This is a genomic window from Pararoseomonas baculiformis, assembly GCF_017813395.1.
Taxonomy (GTDB): domain Bacteria; phylum Pseudomonadota; class Alphaproteobacteria; order Acetobacterales; family Acetobacteraceae; genus Roseomonas; species Roseomonas baculiformis.
The window spans coordinates 155,015-173,676 of the sequence record NZ_JAGIZB010000003.1 but is presented as its reverse complement, the minus strand read 5'-3'; the positions used below and the strand labels follow the sequence as shown (position 1 = coordinate 173,676).

Here is an 18,662-nt window from a genome sequence, read left to right as displayed (position 1 = left end):
GTCCCGCGGCGGCGGGTGCGGCGCCGATTCTCTCCCTCGATGGTCTTTCGCGACCGGGAGTCGGGGCGTATTGCGGGAGCCGGCCCACGGAACGAGCCGATGCCCCCCGCGGTGGCGGGGAGTGACCCCAGGGGAGAACGGAACCTCAGATGCGCGACCTCCATCTTCCCGGGCGCAGCCCGGCCATGGCCCTCAACGCGATGGCGGCCACCTCCATGCCCGTCGCGACGCTTGCCGCGCTCGATATCATGCGGGCCGGGGGCAATGCCCTGGACGGCGCCATCGCCGCCGCCGCCGTGCTGGCCGTGGTGGAGCCGCAGTCCACGGGCATCGGCGGCGATTGCTGGTGCCTCTACGCCCCGGCTTCGGGCGGGGTGGTCGCCATCAACGGTTCCGGCCGTGCCCCGGCCGCCGCCACGCCGGAGGCCCTGCGGGCCGCGGGGCTGACCGAGATGGTCAATACCTCCGTCCATTCCGTGACCGTCCCCGGCGCCATCTCGGCCTGGGAACTTCTGAACAAGACCCATGGCAAGGTCGGGCTGGACCAGATCCTGCAGCCCGCCATCCGCTATGCCGAGGAAGGCTTCGCCGTCTCCTCCCGCGTTTCGGCGGATTGGGAGGACAGCGTCGGCAAGCTCTCCCTCCAGCCGCAGACGGCCCGCCGGTTCCTGAAGGATGGCAAGCCCTACGCCTTCGGTGACCGCTTCACCCAGCCGGAACTGGGCAAGACCCTCCGCGCCATCGCGAAGGACGGTGCCCGCGCCTTCTACACCGGCGCGATCGCCGCCGACATGGTGGCCGCCCTGCGCGCCGCCGGCGGCCTCCACACGGAGGAGGACTTCGCCGAGGGGCAGAACGTGGCCAACTTCGTGGACCCGATCTCCCGCAAGTGGCGGGACATGGAGGTGTTCCAGTGCCCGCCCAACGGCTCCGGCCTGCTGGTGCTGATGCTGCTGGGCATTCTGGAGGGCTTCCCCGACCCGGCCGGCCCGCTCGACGCCACCCGCGTCCACCGCCACATGGAGGCAGCGCGCCTCGTCTATCGTGACCGTGACGCCTTCCTGGCCGACCCCTCCCAGGTGGAGGTTCCGGTCGAGAAGCTGCTCTCCGACGGCTACCTGGACAAGCTCCGCGGCATGATCCGCGACGACAAGGCCATGGAGCAGCTGCCGCCGGCGGGCGACGTGGACTGGCAGAAGCACAAGGACACGGTCTACCTGACCGTCGTCGACAAGGACGGGAACGCCTGCTCCTTCATCAACTCCCTTTTCGAGGGTTTCGGCTCCGGCATCCTCGCCGAGGGCTCGGGCGTGATGCTGCAGAACCGCGGCTTCGGCTTCCGGCTGCAGGAGGGCCATCCGAACTGCATCGCCCCGCGCAAGCGGCCGATGCACACCATCATCCCGGGCATGGTGATGAAGGACGGCAAGGCGATCATGCCCTATGGCGTGATGGGCGGGCACTACCAGCCCATGGGCCAGACCTGGTTCCTCACCAACCACTTCCAGTTCGGCCTGGACGTGCAGGAGGCGCTGGACCTGACCCGCGTCTTCCCGAGCGTGGGTGCCAACCACCGAGACGTGGAGATCGAGACCGGCCTGCCGCCCGAGCTGAAGGCGCAGCTCGCCGCGCTCGGCCATCAGCCGAAGCTCATCAAGAAGCCGCATGGCGGCGGGCAGGCCATCCTGATCGACCGCGAGCGCGGGATCCTCGTCGGCGGGTCCGACCCGCGCAAGGATGGCTGCGCGATGGGCTACTGAGGCCCAACCTCCATTTCCACCGTCTGACAGGAAGCGTTGATGACCGAGCCTTGCGACCTCACCGCCCTTGAAGCGCGACGCCTGATCGGCACGAAGCGGCTCTCCCCCGTGGAGCTGCTCGATTCGTGCCTGAAGCGGATCGAGGCGGTGAACCCGGCCATCAACGCCGTCGTCGCGATCGACCCGCGTGCCCGCGAGGCCGCCCGCCGGGCGGAGGAAGCGGTCATGCGGGGGGACAAGCTCGGACTCCTCCACGGGCTTCCGATCGGAATCAAGGACCTGGAGGAAACGGAGGGGCTCGTCACCACCTTCGGCAGCCCGCTCTTCAAGGACCATGTGCCGAAGGCCGATCTCAGCTCCGTCGCGCGCATCCGCGCGGCGGGCGCGGTGATCACGGCCAAGACGAACACACCCGAATTCGGCGCGGGCGCGAATACCCGGAACGCGGTCTATGGCGCGACGGGCAACCCGCATGACCCGACCCGCTCGGCGGCCGGTTCCTCCGGCGGATCGGGCGCGGCCCTGGCCGCGGGCATGTTCGCCATCTGCTCGGGCTCGGATACGGGTGGCTCGCTGCGCAACCCGGCTGCCTTCAACGGCATCGTCGGCTTCCGGCCCAGCCCGGGCCTCGTCTCCTCGGAGCGGCGCCTCCTGGGCTGGCAGAACCTGCCGGTGCTCGGCCCGATGGCGAACAACACGCCCGATGCGGCCCTGCTGCTCGCCGCCATGGCGGGCGACCATGAGCTGGACCCGCTGTCCTATACCCTCCCGGGCGAGGCGGTCCGGGCGAAGCCGGAGCGCTACATGCCGCTTCAGCCGCTCGATCTCTCCAGCCTCCGCGTCGCGTCCACCGAGGATTTCGGCCTCGCCCTGGTCGAGCGGACCGTGCGCGAGGCCTTCCGCGAGCGAGTGGCGAAGCTGGAGCCGCTCTTCGCCCGCGTTGAGGAGAAGACGCCGGACTGCACCGGCGCGAACGAGGCCTTCGAGATCCTCCGCGCGCTGAACTTCATCGCTGCCCATGCGGAGAAGGTGGCGAAGACCCCGGACATGGTCGGGCCGAATGTGCGGGCCAATGTGGCGGAGGGTTTTGGCTACTCCGCCGCCGATGTCGCCCGCGGCTCTGTGCTGCAGACCCAGCTCTACCACCGCTGGCAGGCTTTCTTCGCGGCCGGCACGGACCTGATCATCACCCCGGCGATCACCATCTCGCCGCGCCCCTGGTCCGAGCTCTTCCCCTCCGAGATCGATGGGGAGAAGACCCGCACCTATTTCCACTGGCTGGCCATGGCCTACATCGTGACCCTCACGGGCCACCCGGCCATCTCCATCCCCATGGGACGGGACGCGAAGGGCATGCCCTTCGGTTTGCAGATCGTCGGTCCCCGCGGCGGCGACGCGCTGGTGCTCCGTGCGGCGGCGGCCATCGAGGCGGCCGTGGCCGGTGACGCGCTGCTCAGCCGCCCCATCCCCGATATCGCGGCCCTCGCGAAGGCGCCGCCGATCTCCTCCATGCCCGGCTTTATGGGCTTCGATTGAGGTATCCGATGCGCCGTCTCGCCCTCGCCCTGTTCGCTGCCTCGGCCGCCTGGGCCGGGGGGACGGCACCCGCCGCCGCCCAGAATCTCCGGATCGCCATGGCGGGGGAGACCACCTCCGCCGATCCGCACCAGTACGGGCTGACGCCCAACACGACGCTGCGCGCCCATCTGTTCGATGCGCTGACCGAGACGGGGCCGGATCTGTCCATCGTCCCCGGCCTCGCCACGCGATGGGAGCGCGAGAGCGACACGAGCTGGCTGTTCCATCTCCGCCCCGGCGTGACCTTCCATGACGGCACCCCGTTCACCGCCGAGGACGTGGTCGCCAGCTTCTGCCGGACCCGCAACAACGAGGGGGAGGTCACCCAGTCCTTCTCCCGCTATGTCCGCGGCTTTGCCCGGGTGGAAACGCCGGATGCGATGACGGTACGGATCGTCACCCGCGATCCCGCGCCGCTCCTGCCGAGCGACCTGACCAATATCGCCATCACGTCCCGGCGCATCGTTCCGGCCGGGCAGCTGGACTTCCAGGCCAACCAGCAATGCGGCGTGCAGGGAAGCTGGCCCACGGCGCAGGATTTCAACGAGGGCCGCGCCGCCAATGGCACCGGCCCCTACCGCCTCGTCTCCTACACGCGGGGCGGGACGATCGAGCTGGCGCGGGCCGAAAATTACTGGGGAACCCGGCCGCATTGGGTCACGGTCCGCCTGACCCCTGTCACCGCCGCCGCGCCTCGCCTGGCGGGGCTGCTGGCGGGCGATCATGACCTGATCGAGGCGCCGAACACGGCCGACCTCGCCAGGCTCCGCTCCAATCCTTCCGTCCATGTCTCCGCTTCGCCCACCACGCGTCTGATTTTCCTGCAATTCGACACGGCCCGTAGCCCCAGCCCCTTCGTGCAGGGCGGAACCGGCCCGAACCCGCTGCAAGATGCCCGGGTGCGGCAGGCCCTCTCCCTGGCCATCGACCGCAAGGCGCTGGCGGAGCGGGTGATGGACGGCGTTGCGCTGCCTGCCGCACAGTTCCTGCCGGAAGGCATGGCGGGGACCATCCCGGGCCTGCCAGTGCTGCCCCACGACCCCGCCCGCGCCCGCGCGCTGCTGGCAGAGGCCGGCTATCCCCAGGGCTTCGCGCTCACCTTCCACGCCACCAACAACCGCTACGTCAATGATGGACGGCTGGCCCAGGCCATCGCCCAGTACTGGCAACGCATCGGGGTGAAGGTGGAGTTGGACACCATGCCCAGCGCCACCTACTTCACCCGCCGGGCGCGGCGTGAATTCTCCGTCGCGATGGGCGGCTGGTCCGCGGATGCGGCGGAGACGCTGCTTTTCCAGCAGCTCTGGCTCATGACGACGGATGCGTCGAAAGGGCAGGGCAGCAGCAACTACGGCGGCTGGTCGGACCCGCAGTTCGACACGGTGCTGCGCGAGGCGAGCGTGACTATGGACCCCGCTGCACGCGCCGCCCTGCTGCAGCGATCCGGCCGCCATGCGCTGGAGCAGATGCCGGTTGCGCCGATCCATTTCGAGAGCGCCGTCTGGGCCAGCCGCAAGGGCTTCCGCTATCCCGGCCGCGTGGACCAGACCACCCTGGCCATGGACGTGGTGCCGGAATGAACCCGGCGCGCCGCCGGCTTCTGGCCTTCGGCGCGTTGCTTCCCCTTTCCGCGCAGGCCGCGCCCCGCCGGCGCCAGGCCGCGCCGGAGCCCTTCAGAGCGGACCCCAGCATGCCTTTCGCACCACAGCTCGCCGAGGCCTTTTCCCGCCCCGGGCGCAGCGCCATTGAGTTCGAGGATCCGGCCGGGGATCCGAGCCGCCCGGTGACGCTCCACGCCTACCGGCCGGCCAGCTGGCATGCGGATGGCCAGCTGGTGCTGGTGATGCACGGCATGGGCCGGAACGGGGACGAATACCGGGACTTCTGGATCGAGGCGGCGGAGCGCCACAACCTCTTCATCGTGGCGCCGACCTTCCCGGCCCATCTCTTTCCCACGCCGGAAACCTACAACAACGGCTCCGTGCTGGGCGGGGATGGGGCGCTGCGGCCGGCGGAATGGCGGGGCTACCGGATCCCGGCGCGCGTGGTGACCGCGATGCGAGATGCGGAGATTATCACGCGCCCCAAGGCATTGATCTTCGGGCATTCCGCAGGTGGCCAGTTCCTGCACCGCCTGCTCTCCACCGAGCCTTCCTCCATCTTCGAAGCTGCGATGGTGGGCAATCCCGGCTGGTTCAGCCTGCCGGATCTGGAGCGGCCCTTCCCGGAGGGTCTCGGCGGCATCGGCGTGACCGAGGCCGATCTCGCCCGTCTTCTCGCCTTCCCGATGACCATCCTCTCGGGCGAGCAGGACATCGAGACGAGCGGCCCGAGCCTGCCATCCCAGCCCGAGGCGCTGGCCCAGGGGCCGCACCGCTTTGCGCGCGCGCTGCATTACTATGAGGCTGGCCGTGCCGAGGCTGCGCGGCGGGGTCTTCCTTTCAACTGGAAGCGCGTGACAGTGCCCCATATCGGGCATGATGGCGCGGCCATGTCGCGCGCTGCCGCCAGCCTTTGGTTCGAGGGCCAGCTGCCGCCCGAGCCGCTGCTGGCCGAATGGGGCCGGAAGGGGCAGGGGGCGCTTTAGCCGCCCCGCCTACCAGTGGCGCCAGCGGTGATACCGGGGCCCGTAGCCGTAACCGTAGCCATACCCATAGCCGTAGTAGCGGGGCGGGGGGGCGTAATAGGCCGGCGGCGCGTAGTAATAAGTGGGGCCGGAGGCGATGGCCGCGCCGGCGGCCGCGCCGAGCCCCGCACCCACAAGGGCCGACCCGGCCACATTCGGCTCGCCATACGGGCCGTAGCAGCCGCCGAGCGTCACCGCGGCGGCCGCGAGCAGGGCATATCGCGTTCTCATCGCCAGCCTCTCCCGTAACCACGGCCGTAGCCCTGGGCGTAGGGACGACCATAGCCGTAGGAACCTCGGTCGTACCGGGGTGGTTGCCGGTAGCGATGGCCGCTGTCGCTGGCCGAGGCAGCCAGGGCCCCGGCGGCAAGACCGAGGCCAGCACCCAGGGCCAGGGTGCTCCCCCAGTCCGTGGAGCCGTCGGGATGCTGGCAGCCCGCCGTGGCCAGGGCGGCGCCGAGCGCAAGGGCAGGAAGAAGCCGCACTTTCATGGGGTGAACCTCCGATGCCTGTCAGAATGGGCATCGGCCATGGCAGGGGCGGGGCGCCGCCAAGGCACCCGGAGGCAGGATGGAGGTTATTTCATGGCGGCGCGGCCGGGTGCCGCGCCCGCCAGCCCTGTCAGCCTCGCGGGCCCGAGAAGGCGTTGAAGGTTTGCAGGGTGTAGGTGTCCTTCACCCCGGCCACGCCCTGCACCCGCTCCACGACGAAGAGGCCGATATCCTGGTCGGGTTCCAGGTAGAACTTGCCCAGCAGGTCGTATTGCCCGCTGGTGGAATGCATCTCGGAGAGCTCCGGGATGGTGTCGGCCATCTCCCGCGCGACGCGGTAGGCGGCCCCCATCTCGCATTTGATCATCACGAAGATCGCTTTCATGCCGCACCCGATGCTGCCATCGACCCAGGATGGCGCCGCAACGCCCGGCTTCCAACCCCGCCCAGCGCGTAACAGCGCGTATCCGCTTGGATTCCATGTTGCGCCCGGGGGCTCTGCTCGCAACAATGCGAGCAGTTTCTCGGACAGTTAGATGCGAACGCGGACTCAGCTCCTGGTTCTGGCCGTCCTGGCGGGCGGCGGTGCGGCTTGGCATTTCTATGGCGAGCAGGCCGGGCTGCCTCGCCCCCTGGCCCTTCTCGGGCTCGAGCGGCGGGATGTCGCCGCAACGGCCGGCGCTGCGGGGCCGGTGAACGTGGCGGTCGCCCCGGTGCGCCAGGGCCGTGTGATTGAAAGGGCGGAGAGCGTGGGCACCGTCCGCGCCCGCGAGGCGGTGACGATCACCGCCAAGAACACCGGCATCGTCACGGCCATTCGCTTCCAGGAAGGCCAGCGCGTGGCGGCGGGCGATGTGCTGCTGGTAATGGATGATGCGGCCCTGCGCGCCGAGCTGGACCAGGCTCGGGCGCAGCTCGACGATGCGCGGAGCCAGTTGCAGCGGGTGCAGCGCCTCACGGCCGGGGTCGTGGCCGAGCAGCGCGTGGACACGCTCCAGGCCGCCGCCCGCGCGGCGGAGGGCCGGGTCCGCCAGATGCAGGCGCGGCTGGACGAGGCGCGGCTCACCGCCCCCTTCGCGGGTCGCGTGGGGCTCCGCTCGGTCAGCGCCGGCGCGCTTGTGCAGCCCGGGACCGCGGTCACGACCCTGGACGACATTTCCCGCGTGCGCGTGGAGTTCTCGATCCCCGAGGTGCATGTGGCGCGCGTGCAGGCCGGCAGCATCGTGAAGGCCCGCAGCAACGCCTATGGGGAGCGGCGCTTCCAGGGAACCGTAACCGTGGCGGATACCCGGATCGACCCTGGCACACGCACCGTCCGGCTGGTGAGTGAGTTCGACAATGCGGACGAGGCCCTGCGCCCCGGCCTCTTCCTCACCATCGAGCTGGACCTCGCCACGCGCAACGACGCCCTGCTGGTGCCCGAGGAGGCGCTGGACCCGGTGGGCGAGCGCGCCTTTGTCTTCGTGGTCCGGGACAACCGGGCCCAGCGGGTGGAGGTCACGCTCGGCCAGCGCCTGTCCGGGGAGGTTGAGGTGCTGCGCGGCGTCTCGGCCAATGACATGGTGGTGGTGCGGGGCATCCAGCGCCTGCGCAACAACGCGCAGGTCCGCGTCACCGAAACCATGACCCGCCCGACAAGCTGAGAAGGAAGCCAGGTCCATGGTTCTCAGCGATATCTCGATCAAGCGGCCGGTCTTCGCGACGGTGATCAGCCTTCTCCTGATCGTGCTCGGCCTTGCCGCGCTCCTCCGCCTGCCCATCCGCGAATACCCGGCGATCGACCCGCCCGTCGTCTCGGTGACCACCACCTATACCGGGGCTTCGGCAGGCGTGGTGGACACCCAGATCACGGAACTGATCGAGTCGGCCGTCGCCGGCATCGAAGGCATCAAGACCCTCACCTCCTTCTCGCGCGACGAGCGGAGCGTCGTCACCCTGGAGTTCCGGCTCACCCGCAACGTGGACGCGGCCGCGAACGATGTGCGTGACCGCGTCGCACGCGCCCTGGCCCGGCTGCCGGAGCAGGCGGACACTCCGATCGTGGCGAAGGTGGATGGCGACAGCCGCCCGATCCTGTGGATCGCGCTCACCTCCAATCTCTACAATGGGATGGAGCTGACCGACATTGCCGCCAACCGTTTCAAGGACCGGCTGGCCATCGTCGATGGCGTGGCCGATGTCCTCATCCAGGGTGAGCGCAAATACGCCATGCGCATCTGGCTCGACCGCCAGGCCCTGGCCGCGCGCGGCCTGACGGTTCAGGACGTCGAGGACGCGATCCGGCGCGAGAACCTGGAGCTGCCGGGCGGGCGGATCGAGAGCAGCCAGCGCGAGCTGACGGTGCGGACCGACACGCGGATGTCCCGGCCCGAGCAGTTCCGGGAGGTGGTGCTGAGCCGCACCGGCACGGCGCAGGTCCTGCTGGGCGACGTGGCACAGGTGGAGGTCGCGCCGGAGACCACGCGGGGCGAGTACCGCATCAACGGCGTCGCCGGGGTGGGTCTCGGCATCCAGCGGCAATCCACCGCCAACACCCTTTCGGTCGCCAATGGCGTGAAGGCCGAGGTGGAGAGGATCCAGGCGACCCTGCCGGAGGGGATCGAGACGCTGATCGGCTATGACGAGAGCATCTTCATCGCCCAGTCGATCTACGAGGTGGAGCATGCCCTGCTGGTGGCGCTCGTCCTCGTGGTGATCGTGATCTTCCTCTTCCTCCGCTCCTTCCGCGCCACCATCATTCCCGCGGTCGCCATTCCCGTCTCGATCATCGCCTCCTTCATCGCTATGTCGGCAATGGGCTTCTCGCTCAATGTGCTGACGCTGCTCGGGCTCGTGCTGGCGATCGGCCTCGTTGTGGACGACGCCATCGTGGTGCTGGAGAACATCCATCGCCGGGTGGAGGAGGGGGAGCCGGTGCTGCTGGCCTCCATCCGCGGCTCGCGGGAGATCGCCTTCGCCGTGATCGCGACCACCCTCGTGCTGGTGGCCGTGTTCCTTCCGCTCTCCTTCATGGGGGGAAATACCGGCCGGCTCTTCAGCGAGTTCGGCTTCGCCCTGGCGGCCTCGGTGCTCTTCTCCGGCCTCATCGCGCTCACCTTGACCCCCATGATGTGCTCCAAGCTGCTCAAGGAGCACCAAGGCGAGACATGGCTGGTGCGGTGGACGGAGCCGTTCTTCCTCGCGATGAACGGTGCGCTGCGCTGGTCGCTCGCCCATGCGCTGCGGGCGCCGCTGATCGTGCTGGCGGGGGTCGGGCTGCTCTGCCTTCTCGCCGTCGCGCTGTTCCAGGCCCTTCCGAAGGAATTCGCTCCGGTCGAGGACCGGGCCAGTATCCTGATCCCGGTCACCGCGCCCGAAGGCGCCTCCTTTCCCTATACGGTGGAGCAGGTGCAGCGGGTGGAGCGGATCGCGGAGGAATATGTCCGCCGCGGCGAGATCACGGTGGCCTTCGCGACGGTCGGGGGCTTCCAGCGCCCGGCCCAGGGCAACCAGGCGACCATGTTCATCCGCCTCAGCCCCTGGCAAAGCCGCGACCGGAAGCAGCAGGCCATCGTGCAAGAGCTGATGCCGCGCCTGGCCGGCATCCCGGGGGCCCGCATCTTTCCGTTGAACCCGCCCAGCCTGGGCCAGCGCGGTATCCAGCCGCCGATCCAGTTTGTCATCGGCGGGCCGGATTACGACACGCTGGTGCAGTGGCGTGACCGGTTCCTCGAGCGGGCGCTGCAGAACCGGAACCTCCTGAACCTGGATAACAACTTCAAGGAGACGAAGCCGGAACTGCGCGTCTCCATCGATCGCCGCAAGGCGGCCGATCTCGGGGTCTCGATCCAGGCGGTGGGCCGCACGATCGAAACCATGCTCGGCTCCCGCGAGGTCGGCACCTATGTCGAGGGCGGGGAGGAGTACAAGATCATGCTCCAGGCCCGGGATGGGGACCGCGGTACCCCCTATGACCTGGAGAACATCTTCGTCCGGACCTCGGCGGGCGGGCTGGTGCCGCTGTCCAATGTCGTCATGCTGAGCGAGCGTGCCCGGCCGCAATCCCTGTCGCGCGAGGACCGGGTGCGGGCCATCACCATCAGCGCCACCCCCGCCCCGGGCTACTCGCTCGGCGAGGCGCTGGACTACCTGGACGCGCTGGCCCGCGAGGTGCTGCCGCCGGACGCCCGCATCTCCTATCGCGGGCAGAGCCTGGAGTTCCGGGAGTCCTCGGGCAGCCTCGCCATCACCTTCGCCATGGCGCTGCTGGTCGTCTTCCTGGTGCTGGCGGCGCAGTTCGAAAGCTTCATCCACCCCTTCGTCATCCTGCTCTCCACGCCGCTGGCAGTGACGGGCGGCTTGCTGGCGCTGCATCTCACGGGCCAATCACTCAACATATTCAGCCAGATCGGCATGGTGATGCTGATCGGGTTGATGGCCAAAAACGGCATCCTGGTGGTGGAGTTCGCCAATCAGCTCCGGGACGAGGGACGGAACGTGCACGATGCCGTGCTGGAGGCATCGGTGGTGCGCCTGCGGCCCATCCTGATGACCTCCATCGCCACGGTGCTGGGCGCGGTGCCGCTGGCCGCGGCGACGGGCGCAGGGGCCGAGAGCCGCCAGGCCCTGGGCATCGTCATCGTGGGCGGGATCAGCCTTTCGACCTTTGTCACCCTCTATGCCGTGCCCGCGCTCTACCTGCTGCTCGCGCCCTATACGCGTCCCGTCGGCTCCATCGCCGCCAAGCTGCGGGAACTGGAGGCGCGCGGCGCGGTGCCGCACCACCCCGCGCCGGCCGAGTAGTTCATGGGCGGGCGCCAACCGGCCTCGGCGGAAAAGACCGCCCGGGCCGGTTGGCGCCCGGCCCGTTCCCGCCCTAGTCTCCGCCGGGTTTCGCCTGCCCCGCGGCGGGCCAGGGCTTGAGGGAACGGAATCATGGATGATGGTGCAGCGGCGCGGCAGGGCATGACCAAGGGGCGCACGGGCGGGCAGTTGCTCGCGGATGCGCTGGTCGCGCAGGGCGTGACGCACGCCTTCTCGGTTCCCGGCGAGTCCTTCCTGGACCTGCTCGACGGCCTCTACAACGTCAGCGACAAGATCGAGCTCGTGACCTGCCGCTTCGAGGCCGGGGCGATCAACATGGCCGAGGCGCATGGCAAGCTCACGGGCAAGCCCGGCGTCGCCATCGTCACCCGCGGCCCCGGCGCCTGCCATGCCAGCATCGGCGTGCATATCGCGATGCAGGACAGCACGCCGCTGGTGCTGCTGGTCGGCCAGATTCCCTTCGCCGAGACGGACCGGGACACCTTCCAGGAGGTGGATTACCGCCGGATGTTCTCCCCGCTGGCCAAGTGGGTCACCCAGATCGACGACGCCGCCCGCATCCCCGAGCTGATGGCCCGCGCCTTCGACGTGGCCCGCAGCGGCCGCCCCGGCCCGGTGGTGGTGGCGATCAGCGAGGAGATGCAGAAATCCATCGTCGAGGTGCCGGATATCGGACCGGCCCCGACGCTTCCGGCGCATCCCGCGCCCGGTTCGATCCCGCGCCTGTTGGAACTGCTGGACGGCGCCCAGCGGCCCGTGATGGTCCTGGGCGGCACCGGCTGGTCGGATGAGGGCAAGGCGGCGATCAAGGCATTCGCCCTGGCTCACGACCTTCCTGTGGCGGTGGGCTTCCGCCGGCTGGGGCTGTTTGACGGCACCTCGCCGAACTTCGTGGGCGATCTTGGCGTGGGCTCCGATCCCGGCCTCGTGGCGCGGGTGAAGGAATCGGACCTCGTCCTTGCCATCGGCACCCGCCTCGGCGAGGCGACGAGCCAGGGCTACACCCTTTTCCCGGCCGGGCAGACCAGCCCCATCGTGCAGGTCCACCCGGACCAGTCCGAAATCGGCCGCGTGTTCCGCCCGCTCCTTGGCATCACGGCGGATGTGAACGCCTTCGCCCTGGCCTTGCGCGACGCCGCCCCGAAGAAGGAGCGGCCCTGGGGCGACTGGACCCGCAAGCTCCGCGCCGGGCGCGAGGCAAGCGTGAAGGCGCCGGATTACGAGGGGCCGCTGAACTTCGCACTTGCACTCCAGGCGCTTGAGGCCGAGCTGCCGGAGGACACGATCTTCACCGTGGATGCCGGAAACTTCGCCACCTGGCCGCAGCGCTTCATGTCCGTGCGCGAGAAGCAGGAATTCCTTGGCCCGACCAATGGTGCCATGGGTTATTCCGTCCCAGCCGGGCTCGGCGCGTCCATTACCTATCGCGGCCGCTGCGTGCTCAGCTTCGTCGGCGATGGCGGCTTCCTGATGACGGGGCAGGAAATCGCCACGGCCTTCCAGTCCGGCGTCGCACCCATCGTGATGGTGGTGAACAACGGCCAGTACGGTACCATCCGCATGTATCAGGAGCGGCACTATCCTGGCCGCGTCTCCGGCACCCAGCTCACCAACCCCGACTTCGCCAAGTTCATCGAGGCCTTCGGCGGGCATGGCGAGGTGGTGACGACGACCGATGAGCTCGTCCCCGCCTTCCGCCGTGCGCGCGAGAGCGGCAAGCCCGCGGTGATCGAGGTGCGGATGAGCCCCGAGCAGATCACGAACCGCCAGACGGTGACGCAGATCCGCGCGGCGGCCGCGAAGGCCTGATCCGTCCAAGCCAGGGGGGAGGCCTGCCGGCCTTCCCCCTGGTCCTGCCCGCCCGTCAGGCGCGCCGCACGTTCCAGAATGTCGCGAAGCCGTCCAGCACGCCGGTGATGTTGGTCCGGAAGGCCGTGGGCTGGAGATACTGGCCAAGCGGATAGTAGGGCACCTCGCGCATCGCCTCGGCCTGGATGTCCCGGCAGATGGCCTGCTGCGCTGCCAGGTCCGGTGCGGCGAACCAGGCCTGCCGAAGCTCCTCGATCCGCGGGATGGTGGCCCATCCGGCATAGCCGGCCTCCCCCGCGCCACGCAGCGCGATGTGGACGGCCGGGTTCAGCCAGTCCGTGCCCGCCCAGTTTGTGATGAAGGCGCTCCAGCCGCCCTCCGCCACGGGGCCCTTCCGGTTGCGCCGCTGCAGCATGGCGTTGAACTCGACCGAATAGACTTCGACATTCATCCCGGCCTGCTTGAGCATATCGGCCGCGACGGCGCCCATGGTGGAGGATGCCGTCGCTGTGGACGGGATCATCAGAAGCACGGGCTCGCCATTATACCCGGCCTCCCGCAGCGCGGTCCGGACCTTGGCCATGTCGCGCGGAGCGGTGAGGGGAGCCAGCCCCACATCGGACGCCATCGGCGTATTCGGGCAGAAGAAGCCAAGGGGCAGGTTGTAAAGGCTCGTCTCCCCCGCGCCGACCAGCGCCTGGACGGCTCCTTCCTGGTCGATCGCGCCCCATAGCGCCCGGCGGATGGCCGGGTTGTTGAAGGGCGGCTGCAGGTGGTTCACCTGCATCATGCCGACGAAACCCGTGGGGTCGAGCACCTGCACCTTCACGTTGCGGGAGCGCCGCATCAGCGGAAGCTGATCGTGATAGGCATATTCCTGCCAGTCGGCCTCGCCGGCGATCAGGGCGGAGGTCGCGGTCGAGGGGTCGGGCATCACGCGCCACTCCACGCGATCGAAATGCACGACCTTGGGACCGGAGGTCCAGGACGGCGTGCCGCCCTGGCGCGGCACATAGCCCTCGAACTTCGTGTAGACGCTCAGCGAGCCCGGCACGCGCTCATCGGCCTTGAAGCGGAAGGGACCGCTGCCGACCAGCTCCGGCACCTGCCGGAAGGGATCGGTTCGCGCCAGCCGCTCCGGCATCATGGCGCAGACCGGCACCGATGCCTTGCCGAGCGCGATCGGCAGGAGCGGGAAGGGGCGCTTGAGCCGGAAGCGAATGGTGCGGTCATCCGGGGCGGAGAGCTCGTCCGTGGCCGCCATGAGAACACCGCCGAAGGGGTCGCGCTTCGCCCATCGCTCGATGCTGGCGACGCAGTCCCGCGCCAGCACCCTTTCGCCATCATGCCAGCGCAGCCCGTCGCGCAGGGTCAGGTCCCAGCGCCGCCCCTCATCCTCCACCCGATGGCCTTCAACCATCTGCGGCGTGGCCTGAAAGTTCCCGTCCATGCCGTAGAGCGTGTCGAACACCATGTAGCCATGGTTGCGCGTCGCATAGGCGGTGGTGGTGACGGGATCGAGCGTCACGACATCCTGCTGCGGGGTGAAGCGCAGCGTGGTGGCGGCTTGCGCCCGAACCAGGGCAGGGGCCAGCAGCCCTGCGGCGCTGGCTCCCATCAGCGTACGGCGATGCATCGGCAGTCTCCTTCGCGGATCAGCCGGCGACGCGTTTCCTCACGTCCAGATCAGCACGGCGCGCGTGCCCGGGGCCAGAGGGCTCACCCTTTGGGCGCGCGGGCGAGGATCCTTTCCGCTCGGATTCGTACCGGCGCGTCGATCATCATCCCGCCGACCTGCACCGCGCCATCACCTTCCGCGGAGAGGACCTCCCGCGCCCAGGTGATTTCCGCCTCCGAAGGGGCGAAGCCGCGGCGTGCCGCCGGAACCTGGCGGGGATGGATGAGGAGCTTTCCCCCGAATCCCATCTCCATCGCATGCCGTGCATCGGCCTCCGTCAGCGCGTCATCGCCGATCGTCGCGGTCACGCCGTCGATCGGGGCGGCGATGCCCGCGAGCCGCGAGGCGAAGGCCAGCTCGGAACGGGCCCAGAGCAGGGCTTCGCGCGTATGGGCGATGCCGAGATCGGCCGCGTAGTCGATGGAGCCGAAGGCCAGGGCCGAGGCATGGCGCGCGAGCTCGCGCGCCGCCCCCAGCCCGCGCACGGATTCGATGAGAGCGATGATGGGCCGCCCCGGCCCGATCGCGGCGCGGATCGAGGCCAGGCTCGCGGCCTCCTCCGCCTTGGGCAGGATGATGCCTGCGGGGGATTCCCTCACAGCCGCCATGTCCTCGGCATGCCATGCCGATTGGTCCGCGTTGATCCGGATGAAGAGCGGAACGCCCTCCGGCCGGGCCTGGGCGGCCGCGCGGCGTGCCTCCGGCTTCTTTTCCGGGGCGACCGCATCCTCCAGATCGATGATCACCGCATCGGCACCGGAGGCGGCAGCCTTCGCGAAGCGCTCGGGGCGGTCGCCCGGAACGAAGAGGGGGGTGACCGGAATGCCCATGCCGTCCATCCTCAGAAGCTGCGCGGCAGGCCGAGCACGTGCTCGGCGACATAGGAAAGAATGAGGTTCGTGCTGATCGGGGCCACCTGGTAGAGGCGCGTCTCCCGGAACTTCCGCTCCACGTCGTATTCATGCGCGAAGCCGAAGCCGCCATGGAATTGCAGGCATGCATTGGCGGCCTCCCAGGAAGCCTTGGCGGCCAGGTATTTCGCCATGTTCGCCTGGGCACCGCAGGGCTGGTGCGCGTCGAAGAGCCGGCAGGCCTCGAAGCGCATCAGGTTCGCCGCCTCGATCTCGATATAGCTTTCCGCGATCGGGAACTGCACGCCCTGGTTCTGCCCGATGGGCCGCCCGAAGACGACGCGCTCCTTCACATAGGGGACGACCTTGTCGATGAACCAGTAGCCATCCCCGATGCACTCCGCCGCGATCAGGGTCCGCTCGGCGTTCAGCCCGTCCAGGATGTATTTGAACCCGCGCCCCTCCTCTCCGATCAGGTTCTCCGCGGGGATCTCCAGATTGTCGAAGAACAGCTCGTTGGTCTCGTGGTTCACCATGTTCTCGATGGGACGCACGGTCATGCCCTTGCCGATCGCGTCGCGCAGATCGACGAGGAAGATCGACATGCCCTCGGACTTCTTCTTCACCTCGGCGAGCGGCGTGGTCCGGGCGAGGAGGATCATCAGCTCGGAATGCTGGACGCGCGATATCCAGACCTTCTGCCCATTGACTACATAGCGGTCGCCCTTCCGCTCCGCCGTCGTCTTGATCTTCGTCGTATCCGTGCCGGTCGTCGGCTCCGTCACGCCCATGGATTGCAGGCGCAGCTCGCCCGTGGCGATCTTGGGCAGGTAGCGCCGCTTCTGCTCATCCGAGCCATGCCGGAGAAGCGTGCCCATGTTGTACATCTGCCCATGGCAGGCGCCGGAATTGCCGCCGGAGCGGTTGATCTCCTCCATGATGATGGAGGCCTCGGTCAGGCCAAGGCCGGAACCGCCATATTCCTCGGGGATGAGGGCGGCCAGCCAGCCCGCCTTGGTCAGAGCGTCGATGAAGGCTTCCGGATAGCCCCGTTCGGCATCGATCTTGCGGTGGTACTCGGCGGGGAACTCGGCGCAGAGGGCGCGCACGGCGTCGCGCAGCTCCTGGTGCTCGTCGCTCGTGCCCTGCATCGCTTCTCTCTCCCTCCCGGCCGGCTTCACGCCGGCCTTGCTGCACTGCAGCCTGCCGCCTGATGTCGCCGGGGGAAAGGGGTCAGCCCCCCAGCGGGAGACGCTCGGCGATCAGGAAGGGCTCGCCCGGCGCGGCCTGCGTGAACAGGCACAGCTCCGTCACGCGGCGCGGCCGTGCGGCGGCCGTGCCGAGGAAAGCCTGGGCGGCGGGGCGGATGACGGCCTCCTGCTCCGGGGCCAGCCGCTGGGTGAGGGTGACATGGAAGCGCCATTCGCCGAACACATGCGGGTAGCCCCAGTGATGCAGGTTGTAGCGGCCTGCATCGGAGAGGCGCTCCGGCCGCCGCCGCGCGATCTCGGCTTCGGTCAGCGGCGCGCGATGCGGGTCCAGTGCCGCGACGCAGGCATCGGCCAGGGCCTGAAGGGCAGGGCAGGGCTGGGCCTCCCGCAGGGCGAGGAAGCCGCTGAGCGAGGCGACCTCCAGCGGGGGCAGCTCGAAGGGCCGGGTGGCGGCGGCGAGCCGCGCGGCATCGTCCCGCAGGGCCGCGTAGCTGCCAGAGAGCCGGAAGGGCGGCTTCAACGTGGCATGCAGCCCGTAGCCGCGCGGATCGGCGGTGAGCGGCCAAAGCTCGAAACCCTGCTGGGCGGGCTGGGGAAGCGTGGCGCCCGTCTCGGCATCCCGCCCCAGCCAGGTGCTGCCCAGTGCGTGCAGCGGATCGTCCAGTGCCGGCGCCCAGTAGAGGGCGGCGCGGGCAAGCTGCGCAACGCCCATCATGCGATCCGCGCCCCGCCGCGCCACACGGCCTGGACCACGGGCATACGGCCGAATTCCCGGATGCGGACCAGATCGGCCCGCAGCCCAGGCTCGATCCGGCCGCGATCATGCAGCCCGAGGGAGCGGGCCGGGTTGGCGGTGATGGTGGCCACCGCCGCGGGCAGCTCCATCCCCGCCTCATCCATCAGGCGCCACGCGGCCTCGATCATGGCGGGCGGCACGTAGTCCGAGGCGATGATGTCCACGAGCCCTTCCCGCGCCAGCTCGGCGGCCGAGACATTGCCGGAATGGCTGCCGCCGCGGACGAGGTTCGGCGCGCCCGCGATCACGGCCATCCCATGCGCCCGCGCCGCGCGCGCAGCAGGCAGGTTGACCGGGAACTCGCTGATCCCGATGCCATCAGCGGCATTGCGGGCCACGATCTCCGGATCCCAGTCATCATGGGTGGCCAGTGGAACCTCGCGGCCCTCCAGCAGGCCCAGCAGGGCCCGGCGGTTCGGTTCGGCCTGCACCTCCCGCTGCGCGGTCAGCTCGGCCATACGCCGCTCCACCTCCTCGCGGCTGGCGCCACCCTTCACCCGCATTGCACGGTAGCGATCGGCATCGGCGTACTGGCCCACGCCGGGTGTGTGGTCCATGAGGCTGACCATGCGTAGCAGCGGATGGTCGTGGAACTCCTCCAGCATCGGCAGCATGTCTGTCGCGGGCAGTTCGCAGCGCAGATGCAGCAGGTGCTCGGATTTCAGCACCCCGGCCTCGGTCAGCGCCATCATGTCCCGTACGCCCTCCCGGGCGGTCCGCAGCCGGCTCTCGTCGAAGCCGAGATCACCGAGGCAGAGCGCGTCCAGCACCGTGGTCACGCCCGCCACGGCCGTCTGGCTGTCATGGGAGAGGAAGGCGGAGACGGAGGGCCAGCGCGCATGGGCCCGGGGCATCACCTGACGCTCAAGATTGTCGGTGTGCACATCCACCACGCCGGGGATGAGGTAGTCGCCCTCCAGGTCGATCGCGCCCGGGGCGGTGCTGCGGCGGGAGGAAAGCTCGGCGATCGATCCGCCCCGCAGCAGCACGGTGCCGGTCTCGACGCGGCTGGGCAGGACCAGGCGGGCATTGGTCAGGATGGTTTCGTCGCTCATGCGC

General features: G+C 69.4%; 15 protein-coding genes. 7 read left to right on the top strand and 8 right to left on the bottom strand.

Going from position 1 to position 18,662, the window contains the following annotated elements:
- Positions 1–149 precede the first annotated feature (149 nt).
- From J8J14_RS04370 to J8J14_RS04355, 4 genes are read left to right on the top strand one after another with little or no spacing between them, the layout of a single operon-like run.
- The gene (locus tag J8J14_RS04370) at positions 150–1,760 is read left to right on the top strand and encodes a gamma-glutamyltransferase family protein (RefSeq protein WP_209378229.1); all 1,611 of its coding nucleotides are present in this window, start codon (positions 150–152) and stop codon (positions 1,758–1,760) included.
- Positions 1,761–1,799: 39 nt separating this feature from the next.
- A complete protein-coding gene (locus tag J8J14_RS04365; protein WP_209378228.1) occupies positions 1,800–3,296 on the top strand; it encodes an amidase in 1,497 nt (498 codons plus the stop codon).
- 8 nt (positions 3,297–3,304) lie between these two features.
- Complete coding sequence (locus tag J8J14_RS04360) at positions 3,305–4,918, top strand: ABC transporter substrate-binding protein (RefSeq protein ID WP_209378227.1); 1,614 nt, start codon at positions 3,305–3,307, stop codon at positions 4,916–4,918.
- On the top strand, positions 4,915–5,925 hold the full coding sequence (locus J8J14_RS04355; RefSeq protein WP_245215366.1) for an alpha/beta hydrolase: 1,011 nt from the start codon (positions 4,915–4,917) through the stop codon (positions 5,923–5,925). The genes J8J14_RS04360 and J8J14_RS04355 overlap by 4 nt, the downstream gene beginning before the upstream one ends.
- Before the next feature lie 9 nt (positions 5,926–5,934).
- Here the strand turns inward: J8J14_RS04355 and J8J14_RS04350 are convergent, their stop codons facing one another.
- The 3 genes from J8J14_RS04350 to J8J14_RS04340 form a co-directional block, all read right to left on the bottom strand.
- On the bottom strand, positions 5,935–6,195 hold the full coding sequence (locus tag J8J14_RS04350; protein WP_209378226.1) for a hypothetical protein: 261 nt from the start codon (positions 6,193–6,195) through the stop codon (positions 5,935–5,937).
- Complete coding sequence (locus tag J8J14_RS04345; RefSeq protein WP_209378225.1) at positions 6,192–6,455, bottom strand: hypothetical protein; 264 nt, start codon at positions 6,453–6,455, stop codon at positions 6,192–6,194. The genes J8J14_RS04350 and J8J14_RS04345 overlap by 4 nt, the downstream gene beginning before the upstream one ends.
- Positions 6,456–6,585: 130 nt before the next feature.
- The gene (locus J8J14_RS04340; protein WP_209378224.1) at positions 6,586–6,840 is read right to left on the bottom strand and encodes an Lrp/AsnC ligand binding domain-containing protein; all 255 of its coding nucleotides are present in this window, start codon (positions 6,838–6,840) and stop codon (positions 6,586–6,588) included.
- Positions 6,841–6,991: 151 nt separating this feature from the next.
- On the opposite strand from J8J14_RS04340, the gene J8J14_RS04335 reads away from it, so the two are divergent.
- The 3 genes from J8J14_RS04335 to J8J14_RS04325 all read left to right on the top strand — a co-directional run bounded on the left by J8J14_RS04335 (position 6,992) and on the right by J8J14_RS04325 (position 13,067).
- Positions 6,992–8,098 (top strand): efflux RND transporter periplasmic adaptor subunit, encoded by a 1,107-nt coding sequence (locus J8J14_RS04335; protein WP_209378223.1) that lies wholly within the window; start codon positions 6,992–6,994, stop codon positions 8,096–8,098.
- Between the two features lie 16 nt (positions 8,099–8,114).
- Positions 8,115–11,237 carry an efflux RND transporter permease subunit gene (locus J8J14_RS04330; RefSeq protein WP_209378222.1) on the top strand — a complete coding sequence of 1,041 codons (3,123 nt, stop codon included), beginning with the start codon at positions 8,115–8,117 and terminating at the stop codon, positions 11,235–11,237.
- A 132-nt stretch (positions 11,238–11,369) separates the two neighbouring features.
- Positions 11,370–13,067, top strand: a complete 1,698-nt coding sequence (locus J8J14_RS04325) for a thiamine pyrophosphate-dependent enzyme (RefSeq protein WP_209378221.1) — start codon at positions 11,370–11,372, stop codon at positions 13,065–13,067.
- Positions 13,068–13,122: 55 nt separating this feature from the next.
- Here J8J14_RS04325 and J8J14_RS04320 read toward each other — a convergent pair whose 3' ends face one another.
- From J8J14_RS04320 to J8J14_RS04300, 5 genes are all read right to left on the bottom strand, one after another.
- Positions 13,123–14,703, bottom strand: coding sequence for an ABC transporter substrate-binding protein (locus J8J14_RS04320; protein WP_209378220.1), 1,581 nt, complete (start codon positions 14,701–14,703; stop codon positions 13,123–13,125).
- 83 nt (positions 14,704–14,786) lie between these two features.
- Positions 14,787–15,575: an HpcH/HpaI aldolase/citrate lyase family protein gene (locus tag J8J14_RS04315; protein ID WP_245215365.1), complete on the bottom strand. Its 789-nt coding sequence runs from the start codon at positions 15,573–15,575 to the stop codon at positions 14,787–14,789.
- Between the two features lie 11 nt (positions 15,576–15,586).
- Positions 15,587–16,747: an acyl-CoA dehydrogenase family protein gene (locus J8J14_RS04310; protein ID WP_209378218.1), complete on the bottom strand. Its 1,161-nt coding sequence runs from the start codon at positions 16,745–16,747 to the stop codon at positions 15,587–15,589.
- 82 nt (positions 16,748–16,829) lie between these two features.
- Complete coding sequence (locus tag J8J14_RS04305) at positions 16,830–17,522, bottom strand: DUF1045 domain-containing protein (RefSeq protein WP_245215364.1); 693 nt, start codon at positions 17,520–17,522, stop codon at positions 16,830–16,832.
- Positions 17,519–18,658, bottom strand: coding sequence for an alpha-D-ribose 1-methylphosphonate 5-triphosphate diphosphatase (locus J8J14_RS04300; RefSeq protein WP_209378217.1), 1,140 nt, complete (start codon positions 18,656–18,658; stop codon positions 17,519–17,521). The genes J8J14_RS04305 and J8J14_RS04300 overlap by 4 nt, the downstream gene beginning before the upstream one ends.
- Positions 18,659–18,662 lie beyond the last annotated feature (4 nt).